Origin of the sequence: Streptomyces sp. NPDC020379, assembly GCF_044387105.1 — a bacterium.
Taxonomy (GTDB): Bacteria; Actinomycetota; Actinomycetes; order Streptomycetales; family Streptomycetaceae; genus Streptomyces.
Genome location: NZ_JBIRVR010000003.1, coordinates 364,677 through 377,199 on the forward strand (window position 1 = coordinate 364,677; position 12,523 = coordinate 377,199).

Consider the following 12,523-nt stretch of genomic DNA (forward strand, 5'->3'; position numbering starts at 1 on the left):
TCCAAGACATCCACGCGGCGCCCGTAACGCTCGATCCATTTCACAGCCAAGGGCGAAACCCGAGACTCCGCACCGGGCCCCCACGCAACAGCGAAAACGTCCCCTGGACGCACCACACCCGAAAGACACCGAACGACACAAGCCGCGCTTCCGTCTTCCAGCACGTCCACAGCTTCGATGTGGAGCTCATTCATTGGGTCACCCATGCCGATAAGCCTCTTCGATGAATCTTCTTGTTTGTTCTGGTGTGAGCTTTGGTATCTCCCGGAGGAGCGGGGACAGGTCTTCGCGATCGATCCTTCCGGGAACGTCGATCCCCATATCTCTGAGTACGTCTCTCGCCGCACCGGAGGGTATCCGGAAGGACGCCCGACCAGCGAGATCTCCGGGCGCCATCTCGACTCCGACCTCGGCTTCCGCCGGGATGTAGCCGTTGTATGTGGGTACCCCTTCAAGGGAACTGCGCGGGATGCCCAACACGACACCCGAACCATATTGTTCTGAATGCGTCGCAAAGACGGTGGCGACTCCGGGGTCAGTCGAGGTAGGAGTGATTCCCACTGTCTGGGTCCCTTGGCTTCCCTCGAAACCGGGGGTCGTGCCGCGGAAGAGGTGTTCTCCGCGCGGCGGACAGCCAGCCAATCCCAGCGGATCCGCCCAAGTAACCGGATTGTGCACATACGCAACCGGATTCGGCGCCGGCGCCAACCCCAGAGGATCCGCTGACAGATACCGCCCCGTCTCCGGGTCGTAATGCCGGTGGAAGTTGTAGTGGAGACCAGTCTCCGGATCGAAGTACTGGCCCGGGAAGCGGAGCGGCGTATAGGCCGTGCTTCCCGTGGGCCAGGCCGTCGTTCCCCAGAGCGTCGCACGGGATTGCCACGCCACCTCGCCCTCGGGCGAGATCAGTTCCGTCGGCGTGCCGATCAGGTCCGTGACGATGGCGAAGAAGCGGGAATCCACCTCTCGTTGGGACGCGTCGGCCGTCGATATTCGTTCCGTCTGGGCGATCGGGTGCAGGCCGTCGTGGTCCCACGTCAGCGTGACCGGGTTGGGGAACTCGGAAGAGGTCGTCGTCTGTTCGATCAGCTTCGCGCCGTCCCACGTGAAGCGGACCTCTTCGAGAACCCCGCCCGCCGCGTCGAGGCGCTGTTTCGCGATGCGGCGGCCCAGCGGGTCGTACAGATAGCGCCAGCACGTCCCGTCGGGGGTGGTCACCGACCGCAGGCGGTCCTCGGCGTCCCACTCGTACCGCCAGATGTCCGGCTTCCGGGAGAGTCGCGTCTTGCGGCGTACGACGACACGGCCCAGCGCGTCGTGTTCGTAACGGACGCCGCCCGCACGGGTGATGCGAGTGCCCGCGTACGCGCGCGGCCCCACCGCCTCCTGCCCCGGGTGCGCCGAAGGCCAGTCGGCAGAGGTCTGGTTGCCCGCCTCGTCGTAGGCGTAGCGCTCGCTCCAGCCGGGAGCGTCCACCGCCGTGACCCGGCCGGCCGCGTCCAGGGTGAAGGAACGGTCGTCGATCGAGGCCACGGAGCCGTCACGGCGGTATTCGTAGCGGTGCGTCACGACACCCGGCACACTCTGCTCGCTCAGCCGGCCTGCCGGGTCCCAGACATGGGCCAGGGCCATCCCGGAGCCGAAGCGACGGGTGATCTCCCGGCCCGCCGCGTCGTGTTCCATGGTGAAGGCGTGGCCCGACGCGGTCATGGCCGTGCGGCGGCCCGCCGCGTCGTACGCCCACGTGCTCACCGCGCCCGTCGGCGTGACCCGCTTCGTACGGCGTCCGAGCTCGTCGTAGGCGAAGGTGAGCGTCCGGCCGTCGCACGTCTCGGACTTGACACGGCCGAGCCGGTCGCGGCCGTACGCGAGCGTCGCGTCCGGACCCGCCGCCTCCAGGAGCCGGCCGGCCGCGTCATGGGCGTACGTCGTCACCGCGCCGCCGGCGTTCTTCGCGACGACCCGCCCCAGCACGTCACGCTCGTACGCGACGGTCTGCCCCAGTGGGTCGGTGCGCGACACGAGGCGGCCCGTCGCATCATGCGCGTACCGCAGCGTCCGCCCGTCGAAGTCCGTCTCCGAGGCGAGCCGGCCCGCCGGGTCGAACTCGTAACTCCAGGTCAAGCCTTGCGGATTGGTGACGGCCGTCAGCTGAAGGCGCGAGTCATGGGCGAATTCGTACCGCACGCCGTCCGGGCCCGTGCGGGCGGCCAGCAGGTCGAAATGGGTGTATTCGGAACGCGTGGTGCCACCAAGGGCATCCGTGTGCGTGACGCAGTTGCCCTCACCGTCGTACGTCCACCTCTCCTCGGCACCGTCCGGGCCGAGACGGCGGGCGAGCTTGCCCTCCAGGGTCCACGACAGGCGGGTCGTCGCACCCATCGGATCGATGACGGTCGTCACGCGGCCGAAAGCATCACGGCGGTACGTGGTCACGCCGCCGAGCGGGTCCGTCACCTCAACGGGCAGCCCCTTCGCGTCGCAGGTGACGCGTGTGGTGGCGCCCAGGGCGTCCGTGACCGCCGCCGGGTGCCCGAGCGCGTCGTACGTGAAGCGGGTGACCGCGCCCGAGGGGTCCGTCGCGGAAGTACGGCGGCCGGCGGAGTCGAAGGTCTGGTGCCGGACGGAACCGTCCACGTCCGTCACGGTCACGGGATGCCCCGCCGAGTCGTACGCCACCGTCGCGGCCCGGCCGTCAGGGCGGGTCACCGAGAGAAGCCGCCCCGCGTCGTCGTAGCGGAACTCGGTGGTCCGGCCGAGGGCGTCGGTGCGGGAGAGCAGCCGGTTGTGGCGGTCGCGGCGCGTGCGCGTGACGGCCCCGGTCGGGTCGATCTCCGCGACGACGTGCGAGGTGGCGTCCTCGACGACGTAGTGCGTCGTGTGCCCCAGCGAGTCGGTCATCGACGTGACCCGCAGGCCCGTGCCGGGGTCCGGCTCGCCGTACTCCAGCGCGAAGCGCATATGGCCTTCGGAGCCGGTCTGGAAGACGCAGCGGTCCCGGTCGTCGTACTCGTAGACGTACCGGCAGGCGTTGCGGTCGGTCCACGCCGTGATCCGCCCGCGCTCGTCGTAGTCGAACCGCAGGGGCAGACCCGAGGAGTTGATGACGTCCGTCAGGTTTCCGTCGGTGTAGGCGTAGCGGATCAGCTCGGCCTCGGCGCCTTCGGTCACCAGGTGGAGTGCGGTGATCCGGCCTTCGCCCGTGGTGACACGGACGTGGTAGCCGCCGTCGTGCCTGATGCCGGTCGGGGTGCCGTCACCGTCGTACTCGAAGGTGATCCAGTGGCCCCCGGGCTCGGAGACCTGCTGGAGCAGGGCGAGCCCGTCACCGTACGGGGTGAAGTGCCGGGTGCGTCCGGACACCGGGTCCTCGATGACGTAGCCACCGCCGTCGGCGTCGGCCAGCGACCACCGGGGCCCTTCGACGGGGAGCGTCGTGACGCCGGGCACCGGGTGCGGGTAGCTGAGCAGCATGCCGTCCGCGCGTACGTACACCACGCCCGCGGAGTCGATCTCCAGCCGCTCGTCGGCGGTGCTCGACCACGAGGGTCCGAACCACCGGCCCGCCTGGTAACCGGACTCCGCCCGCCGCTCGAAGATCAGCGGCAGCCCGGCGGCGGGCAGGGAGACATCGGTCTGCGGCAGGAACATCCGGCCGGTGGCCATGTCGATGGGGTCACCGCCGGTGCACTTCTGGCCCGGTTCGATGCCGCCCTGCTTGGGGTTGGCGTCCACGGCCTCGCGGGCCGCCCCGCTCTTGATGCCTTGCTCCGCCCCCGCTTCGGCGGCGTCCGTCGCCCCGCGGCGTGCGGCGCCGACGGCCATCCGCTCGCCGGCGTTGGCTCCCGCGCTGCCGCCGCCTGTGGCGGCAGCGGTGAGGATGTTGCCGAAGAGGCGGCCGGTGGCTTCGGAGGGGTCGGAGCCCCAGCCGTCGCCGAGGAGGGCGGCGGGGATGCGGCCGGGGTGGGCGGCGAGGGTGACCATGCCGGCGCTGGTCTGGACGACGCCGTCGAGGTACGCGGCGGGGTGGGTGAGGTTGTAGGGGTCGAGGGGGTTGAGGGTACGGGCGAACCGCGTCATATCGGTCACCGACCGCACAGCACCGCCCAGGAGGTGCATCGCCTCGACCTGGCCGCCGTCGAAGAGGTCCTTGGCGTCCCCGGCGAACCGGTCGGAGAACTTGGGCAGCTTCGGCGCGAGTTCGACGGCTTTCTCGATGGCCGAGCGGGCCGTCCCGGCGGCCGCGTTGCGCTGCTTACGGGCCTCGGTCAGGAGCCGCTGGGCCTCCTCCCGGTCGGCGATGCCGGGGTCGGTGCACGGGGGCGGCGGCGCACCGGGGTCCTTGCCCTCCTTCACCTTCGCGTTGTACGCGTCTGCCGCCTTGTTGTAGGCGTCCCTGGCCGCCTTGGCGGCCTCCTTGCCCTGTTTGTACAGGCGTACCGCTTCCTTGGCCTGGGCCTGGGCCCAGGTGACGGTGTGCGCGTACGAGGACAAGGCGGCCGCCGCATCCTGACAGGAGTCGGCCGCGTGCGCCCACTTCGGGGCATGCTCGGCAAACTTCTGCGCGAAGTTGTCCGAACCTTCGCCCTTCCATCGACCGGGGTCGATCTTCTGTATGCCGGCGTGCGCGGTGTTGAACGCGGTACGGAAGCTCCGCAGGTGACCGGCGGTGGCCTCGATGCGCTTCGCGTCCCCATGGAGAAGCTGCTTGGGATCCTCGGTCTCCTCGAGCTGCTTCTCACCGATCTCCGCGCCCAGCTCGGCCGCCCGCTTGTCGGACCAGTCGTCCACGGAGTGGGCCGCGCCGTGCAGACCGACCGCGTCAAGCCCGTCACCGAGCTTGTGCCCGCCCCATTCGACGGCCTCGCCGAGATTCTTCTTACCCGCGTCGACGGCGTGCTCGATCTTGTCGCCGATGCCGTCCCAGATGGCCATCAGTGACCCTTCCCGGCGGGCGGCGCCTGGCCCTTGATGTCCGCGATGGTCCGCGCGAGCGCCTCGTCGGTGTGGTGGCCGGCCTGCTTGAAGGAACCGGCGCTGTAGTCGGGGTGGGCGATGTCGTTGAACGGGTTGTCCTTCAGCGTCCGTCCCCAGGACTGCTGTTCCGCCTGCTCCTCGGTCAGGTGCGGGTTGCCCATCACGGCGTTGGCCGTCACCTTGAAGGTGTTCGAGATGTACGCGTCGCCCTCGTGGTAATAACCCGCGGCCAGGCCCACGCGCTCCGCGAACTGGCTGCCGTCGTGCACCAGGGCCCTTACGCCCCACTCCCATCGGTGACAGAACGACTTGAAGGCGTCCGTCAGGCCCTGGTGCCCGGTCTCCATGCCGGAGAGGGTGAGCTCGGAGAAGCCGCGGCCGGTGGCCGCCCCACCGGGTGAACCGCCCGATTTCTTGAGCTCGTCGATGGCGCCGTTGATCCCCTTGGTGATGTTGTCGAGAGCGTCCTTGGGGGCGTCTATGCCGTCGCTCACCGCGCCGCACCGCCCGCCGGCCGTATTCCCCCGTCGACGGCCGCGTGCTCGGGCACGATGCCCGCCACCGGCGGGAACATCATGGGCCGCTCGCCGCCCACGTCCAGCGCCACGCCTGTCGGCTCGTCGACGGCCGGAACGACGACGTCCAGAAGCCGGGCACCGAGCACGGAGCGGTATTCCCAGTCGCGCGTCGCCCCACCGCGGGCCGCGGCGAAGCGGGCCAGCGCGCTCTCGTCCGTGAAGGCGTGGATCCACTGCACTCCGCCGAACTCGGCGGTCCACAGGCCGCCCTGATCGTCCAGCGGCACCAGCACGGCGGTCCGCCGGAACTCGCCGATCAGCGAGGCCAGCCGTCCTCGCACCGCATGAATCGCGCCAATCTCATCCGTCAACGCCACCGTGTCCCGCCCCTCCCCTTTCAGGGCAGCGTATACAGCGCGCGACAGAAATCGAACGGAGGGTCAGGCGGGGCGCACGGTGGTCCTCTATCGTGAACAACGACATTCAGCCGTACATCCCTTGAGGGGGAACCGTGGCAGAGCTCAACTGGATTCCGGCGACCGAGGGTGACGAAACGGAATATCTGGAGGTCGCTTTCGGTGACGACGGCAATGTCTACATCCGGGAGAACCACCGGCCGGACGAGGTGGTGGTGACCACCGACGCGAAGTGGGACGCCTTCGTCCTGGGCGTCAAGGCAGGCGAGTTCGACCACTTCGTGGAAGGCGTCGAGTAAGCCACGGTCCACACCCGGCCACCGGCGACGACGACACCTCAGTCGTCGGATTCGCCGCCGTGGCGTGGCTTCTTCTTGCCGTGGCCACCCTTCCGCGCCTCGCCCGAAGGCGACGCTGTCACATCCGCCGGGAGAACCCGCTGAACCTCCGGGCCCGGCCCCTGCGGCTGTGCGCCCCCGCCGCCGGAACCGAACGCCCAAGCGCCGATCGCGGCCGCCACCACGAACGCCGCGGCCCCGGCCGACGCGATGACCAGCACCTTCGGCTTCCGTACGTCCTTGCGGCCACGCCGCGCCAGGGTGGCCGCCGGCGTGGGCACGGGAGCCGGTGTCCGCGTGGGAGGGGGAGCCTGTGGGCCTACGGGGGCGGCGGGCATCGGAGCCGGCGCCGGCGCGGCGGCCGGTCCCCAGGGGCCGGCGACCGGCCCCGGCGCGGCGCGCGGCGGCGCGGCCGGAGGGGCGCCCTGCCACGACGGCCCCGCGAACCACTCCGCCACCTCTTCCGCCGACGGCCGCTCCTCCGGCTGCTTGGCCAGCATGCGCAGCAGGCAGGACTCGAAGGCGGGCGGCAGGTCGGCCCGGTGCCGGCCCGGCGGCTCGGGCGCCGCGTCGACGTGGAGATACAGCAGCGCCGTCGGGCTGTCCGCCCAGAACGGCGGCCGGCCCACGAGGAGCTGGTAGAGCACGCAGCCCAGTGCGTACACATCGGAGGCCGGCCCCGCCATCCGCCCGAGCGCGCGCTCGGGCGCGAGATAGGTGCTCGTGCCGACGATCTGGCCGACCCTGGTCAGCGCCGTGGACGTCTCGTCCACGAAGCGGGCGATGCCGAAGTCGCCGATCTTCAGCGTGCCGTCGGCGTCGAGCATCAGATTGCCGGGCTTGACGTCGCGGTGGACCACTCCCTGCCGGTGCGCGGCCGCCAGCCCGGAGGCCGCCTGGGCGGCGATGCGGGCGACGCGAGCGGGCTCCAGGGTGCCGAGCGCGGCGAGCTCCTGGGCCAGGCTCGGGCCCCGGACCAGCTCCATGACCAGATAGAAACGCCCGTCCCAGGCCCCGAAGTCGTAGACGCCGACCACTTGGGGGTGATTCAGGCGGGCGGCCGTCTGCGCCTCCAGCCGGAACCGCGAGGCCGCCGACTCGTCGGCCTCGTCGCCCAGCAGCAGCTTCACCGCGACCTGACGGCCGAGCACCTCGTCCCGGGCTTCCCAGACTTCGCCCATGCCGCCGCGGCCGAGGAGCTCTCCCAGCCGGTACCGATCGGCTACCAGCACCCGTACCACCCTTGTTCTCGACGCCCCCGGAGCGCCGGACACAGGCGATGAGAGCGACGCACACGGCGATCAGGCCCCACGGCCACGAGGCCCGGTGATCAACCGGGCGGCGCAGGCTCCAGCGTACCGACCGAACGCCCCGCCACTCGAACATCCGCATGGGCCCCCACCTCGCCGATCATTGCTCGCTGTCCACGCGCGTGATACATAGAGTCACCATAGAGCTCCCCACTGACAGCGCCTCGCGTCGCAGGTCGCACCGGCATCGGTGAAAGGCGTACGAGTTCCGGCAAAAAATGGCGCCAAGTCGACATGCCGGAGCGGCATCGTCGGCGAAGATAGGTCCTGACCTTTGCCATGCGGTGGAGGGGATGACAACTACCCATAAGGGGCGGTGAGTTACAAATGTTTTTGGCGGCCGGCGACAAGGGTGACATCAACACCATCATTGGCGGAATTGCCCCGAAATGGGGGCCGTTCGGCAGCCTGGGCAACGAAGCGCGCGTTCTGGTCGAGGTCGTGATGGCGGCGGCCATCCTGCTCTGCCTCGCCATCGCGATCTGGGGCGCGGCGAAACAGCGCATCGGGGCGACGGCCTTGCGGGACACTTTCAGCGCCGAACAGGGCAAGGGCCTGATCGTGGCCGGACTCACCGGCGTATTCATCATCGGCTCGCTCGGCACTCTCTTCACCATTGTCTACGGCATGGCCATCTGACCCACGCGATCCGGCCGTACCGCGCGGCCCTCTTGACGAACCGGCCCCACACTCCGGTCATCTCTTCATCGCCAGCCCCAACCGCCCCACCGGTCCCATGAGTCCCGCCGCGCATCACCCCCGCGCAGACCCTCTCGTCCCCGAGTCCCCCCGCACCGAGGCTGCCACCTGATGCCCCCTCACACCCCCTCGTACTCCTCCCCCCAGAATCGCTCCGCGCCGCTACCGTCATATGCGGGTGCCACAGCGGCGAAGACGGATGAGGGGACGTGCGCGCGATGAGTCTCGGTGACGACGGCTACGGCCAGGAACCCGGCCGTCCGGGCGGCGACTACGGCGAACCCGCCGGCTACGACCGCCACCTGACGCGCACCCGCCTGCCGGAGGGCGAAGGCGAGCTGTACGGCCCGAACCGGCGCGCACACGGCGGTCGCCCCGGCCGCGGCAACGGCCTGTCCAGCCGAAATCTCATCACCGTCGTCGGCGTCGTCGTCCTCCTCATCGCGGCGATCGCCTTCGCGAACAGAGGCGGCGGCTCCTCGTCGGACGACTCGGATTCGGCCGGCGGCAAGGCGAGCGCGCAGCCGACCGCTCCCACGGGCGTGAAGCCCGTGACGGGCAAGGACGGGGCGACGGGGATCGCGTCGGGGTTCGCGCATACGGAGCAGGGGGCGCAGTCGGCGGCGGCGAATTACGGGGTGGCGCTGTCCGGAGACGGGATGTTCAAGACGGACGTCCGCAACGCGATCGTGAACACCGCGTACGCGCCTGACGTGGCGGCGACCCGGCGAGGCGATCTCGACAAGATCTACTCCGACCAGGAGTTCCTCAAGAGAATCGGTCTCCAAGGCAACGGCAGTGCCCCCAAGGGCATGACCTTCGTCTCCCGTGCGACGCCCGTCGGCTCGAAGACAGTGAAGTACGAAGGCGAAACAGCGACCATCGCCGTCTGGTACTCGTCTCTGTTCGGCCTGGCCGGCGAGGGATCCACCAACCCAGTCGCGGAGAAGTGGTACACCACCACCTTCGAAATGAGGTGGACCGAAAACGACTGGAAGATCACCGACTTCTCCCAGAAGGACGGTCCAGCGCCTGTGGGCCGTGATCAGGCCGCCTCTTCCGCCAAGGACATGTCGGACGCCGTGCAAGGGTTCGGAGGGTTCACCTATGCCCGCTAGTCGTCGTGCCTTGTCGATCACGGCAGCTCTGGCCTCCGCGCAGGCCATGGTCATCGTGTTCTCGGCCAAAGCCTTCGCAGTACCCTCACCGGGCCCCAGCGGCGGCGCGAGCCCGGGCCCGAGCACGGGGCCCAGCACGGGGCCCAGCACCGGTCCGAGCGCGGGCACCAGCGTGGCGCCCAGCCCCAGCGGCAGCGCGGGCAGCAATCCCTGCGATCTCATCCGCGGCCCTGCCAAGGACTACTGCCAAAGCGGCAACACAGGCACCACCCCCACCACCCCCGACCCCCAATCCTCCACAGACCCCCTCAACTCCCTCGCCAAAGGCTGCGCCGACGCCGCCTCCTGGATCATCAAGAAGCTCTCCGAAGCCGTGCACGCCACCGGCAACGTCGACTTCACCAACGCCACCTTCCTCCAGCAGTACGCCGTCGTCTTCGCCGCGTCCAGCATCCTCACGCTCGTCCTCTGGCTGCTGGCCGTCGCCAAGCGGGCCGTGCGCGGCGTGCCGTTCACGGAGGCGTTCACGGAGGCCGTGGGGTTCCTGTGGCTGACGGTGCTCGCTTCCGCGTTCACCCCGTTGATCCTCTACACCCTCGTGTCGGCCACCGACGCCGTCACCGATGTCATCGCCACCGGCAGTGGTTCCAACAACGACACCTTCTTCGGCGCCTTCGCCGACGCCCTCCAGAAGGGCGACCACATCGGCGGCGGCCCGATCATGCTGATCGTGGTCTCGCTCGTGTCCGTGCTCGCCGCCGGCGTGCTGTGGCTGGAGCTGGTGATCCGGGCCGCCCTGCTCTACGTCGGCGCCCTGCTCGGCACCGCCGTCTACGCGGGCCTGGTCGACAAGAACATGTGGGGCCATGTCCGCCGCTGGGCGGGCATCATGATCGCGGTGATCCTGGTGAAACCGATCATCGTCGTGGTGCTGGGACTTGCCGGAGCCCTGTCCTCCGGAAAGGGACCGAACTCCTTCTCGGCGGTCGTCTCCGGGCTCGCCATCATCATCCTCGCCATTTTCGCCAGCGCGATGATCTACCGCTTCGTCCCCGGCTTCGGCGACGAGATCGTCCACACGCGCAACGCCAGCAAGGACGCGGCCTCCCGGCAGGCGGCCGCCGTGATCTCCTCGCCCGCCGCCCTGGTCAAGCAGGGCATCACCACCCACAGCGCACGCGGCAACGGCGGAGGCGGCGGAAACGGCGGCGCCCAGGCCCGTCCCGGCAACTCCGTCTCCGGCGGCGTCGCCGCCCACAGCACCCGCGCGCCCGCCCGCCCGGAAGGCGGCAAGACCGGCAACGGAAGCGCCCCCTCCGCCGTACCGGCGCCGCGCGCACAGAACCGCAGCAATACGCCAGGAGGTGAGCGGAGTTGACGATCCAGGCCCAGTCCCAGCCGATCGCGGCCCGCCGTACGTATCTGATCGGCCGCGCCCGTCCCAACGCGGTCGTCGGTAAGAACCGGGAGACCGGCGAGATCGCCCTGATCATCGCCGGCGCGTTCCTCGGCATGATGTGCGGCCTCCTGGTGCCGATCCTCCCGCTGCGGATCCTGACGCTCAGCGGCTTCCCGGCGCTCGCGCTGTCGGCCGTGTACGTCCCGTACAAACAGCGCACGTTCTACAAGTGGTTCGAGATCAACCGCACGTACAAGCGCACGCTGCGCCGCGGCGCCACCTACCGCTCGGCCGCGGCCGAGGCCGGCACAAGCCTGGACGGGCGCGAGGTCGAGGTCGGGCCGCCGCCGGGGATCGGCCGGATCAGCTGGCTCGCGGCACCCTTCGGACCGGACGAGATCGCCGTACTGCTGCACGCCGACCGCCGTACGGTCACGGCCGCGATCGAGATCGAGGGGCCGGGCGTCGGGCTGCGCGACTCGGAGGACCAGGAGGCGCTCGTCGACCGGTTCGGCACGCTGCTCAAGCATGTCGCCAACGGCGACGGCTATGTGACGCGCATCCAGATGCTGGCCCGCACGCTCCCCGCCGACCCCGACGCGCACGCCAAGGACGTCGAGCGCCGGGGTGACGAGAAGTCTCCCCAGTGGCTCAAGGACTCCTACGACCAGCTGCAGTCCATGGTGTCGACCTCCTCCGAGCAGCACCGCGCCTACCTCGTCGCCTGCATGCACTACACCCGCGACCTGGCCGCCGAGGCGCAGACCATCGCGCGCGCCTCCCGGCACGAGGGCGGCGCGCGGCGGCTGGACCGGGACGGGGGGCTGGCCGTCGTCATGGCACGCGAACTCACCGACATCTGCGCCCGGCTCGCCGAGGCCGACATCCGAGTGCGCCAGCCGCTCGGGCAGGGCCGGCTGGCGTCGCTCGTGCACTCGATGTACGACCCGGACCATCCCATCGACCACATCCAGGCGATGACGCAGCGCAACGCGTGGCCCGCCGAACTGGACGCCATGGAGCCGACGTACCTCCAGGCGAAGACGCGCGAGTCGTCAACACGCGCACCCTGGTGTCACTCCACCGCCTGGGTGAAGGAATGGCCGATGACGCCGGTGGGCGTCAACTTCCTCGCACCCCTGCTCGTGCACACCCCGGACGTCATCCGGACGGTCGCCGTCTGCATGGATCTGGAGCCGACGGACGTCGCCATCGAGCGGATGCTGACGGAGAAGACGAACGACGACGCGGACGCCTCGCGCGCCGCCAAGATGAACCGGGTCGTGGACCCGCGCGACGTGGCCCACCACTCCCGCGTCGACCAGCGCGGCGAGGACCTCGCGAGCGGTGCGGCCGGCGTCAACCTCGTCGGATACATCACTGTGTCGTCGCGTTCACCGGAGGCACTTGCACGCGACAAGCGCACGATAAGAGCGTCGGCCGGCAAGAGCTACCTCAAGCTGGAGTGGTGCGACCGCGAGCACCACCGGGCCTTCGTCAACACGCTGCCGTTCGCGACCGGCATCCGACGATAGGGGCAACCGCCGTGCTCGACCCACTGGCCGTACTCACCGAGGCCATTGCCACTGGCGCTCAGCCGACGGGAAACAGCGGTGCTGTGCAGGTCCGTTCTCGCGCTCCGCGCAATGCGTGCGACCGCGAGCACCACCGGGCCTTCGTCAACACGCTGCCGTTCGCGACCGGCATCCGACGATAGGGGCAACCGCCGTGCTCGACCCACTGGCCGT

Annotated in this window: 9 protein-coding genes; 5 read left to right on the plus strand and 4 right to left on the minus strand. The window is 69.9% G+C overall.

Annotated features, from left to right (window positions below; all coding sequences use genetic code 11):
* Positions 1-198: 198 nt before the first annotated feature.
* The 3 genes from ACH427_RS06490 to ACH427_RS06500 are packed head-to-tail and all read right to left on the minus strand — an operon-like array spanning position 199 to position 5,836.
* A complete protein-coding gene (locus ACH427_RS06490; RefSeq protein ID WP_398868263.1) occupies positions 199-4,935 on the minus strand; it encodes a putative T7SS-secreted protein in 4,737 nt (1,578 codons plus the stop codon).
* Positions 4,935-5,471: a hypothetical protein gene (locus ACH427_RS06495; protein ID WP_398868264.1), complete on the minus strand. Its 537-nt coding sequence runs from the start codon at positions 5,469-5,471 to the stop codon at positions 4,935-4,937. The genes ACH427_RS06490 and ACH427_RS06495 overlap by 1 nt, the downstream gene beginning before the upstream one ends.
* Positions 5,468-5,836, minus strand: a complete 369-nt coding sequence (locus ACH427_RS06500) for an SseB family protein (protein WP_398868265.1) — start codon at positions 5,834-5,836, stop codon at positions 5,468-5,470. Before ACH427_RS06500 ends, ACH427_RS06495 begins: the two co-directional genes overlap by 4 nt.
* A 170-nt stretch (positions 5,837-6,006) precedes the next feature.
* Here ACH427_RS06500 and ACH427_RS06505 point away from each other — a divergent pair, with 170 nt between their 5' ends.
* Positions 6,007-6,210, plus strand: coding sequence for a DUF397 domain-containing protein (locus tag ACH427_RS06505; RefSeq protein ID WP_361525583.1), 204 nt, complete (start codon positions 6,007-6,009; stop codon positions 6,208-6,210).
* Positions 6,211-6,248: 38 nt separating this feature from the next.
* On the opposite strand, the gene ACH427_RS06510 is transcribed toward ACH427_RS06505, so the two are convergent.
* Positions 6,249-7,481 (minus strand): serine/threonine-protein kinase, encoded by a 1,233-nt coding sequence (locus ACH427_RS06510; RefSeq protein ID WP_398868266.1) that lies wholly within the window; start codon positions 7,479-7,481, stop codon positions 6,249-6,251.
* A 405-nt stretch (positions 7,482-7,886) separates the two neighbouring features.
* Between ACH427_RS06510 and ACH427_RS06515 the strand changes: the two genes are divergently transcribed.
* The 4 genes from ACH427_RS06515 to ACH427_RS06530 all read left to right on the plus strand — a co-directional run bounded on the left by ACH427_RS06515 (position 7,887) and on the right by ACH427_RS06530 (position 12,310).
* Positions 7,887-8,198, plus strand: a complete 312-nt coding sequence (locus ACH427_RS06515) for a hypothetical protein (protein ID WP_116213239.1) — start codon at positions 7,887-7,889, stop codon at positions 8,196-8,198.
* A gap of 278 nt (positions 8,199-8,476) precedes the next feature.
* The gene (locus ACH427_RS06520) at positions 8,477-9,376 is read left to right on the plus strand and encodes a hypothetical protein (protein WP_398868298.1); all 900 of its coding nucleotides are present in this window, start codon (positions 8,477-8,479) and stop codon (positions 9,374-9,376) included.
* Positions 9,366-10,754, plus strand: coding sequence for a hypothetical protein (locus ACH427_RS06525; RefSeq protein WP_398868267.1), 1,389 nt, complete (start codon positions 9,366-9,368; stop codon positions 10,752-10,754). Before ACH427_RS06520 ends, ACH427_RS06525 begins: the two co-directional genes overlap by 11 nt.
* A 2-nt stretch (positions 10,755-10,756) precedes the next feature.
* Positions 10,757-12,310 (plus strand): SCO6880 family protein, encoded by a 1,554-nt coding sequence (locus ACH427_RS06530; protein ID WP_398868299.1) that lies wholly within the window; start codon positions 10,757-10,759, stop codon positions 12,308-12,310.
* Positions 12,311-12,523: the final 213 nt, after the last annotated feature.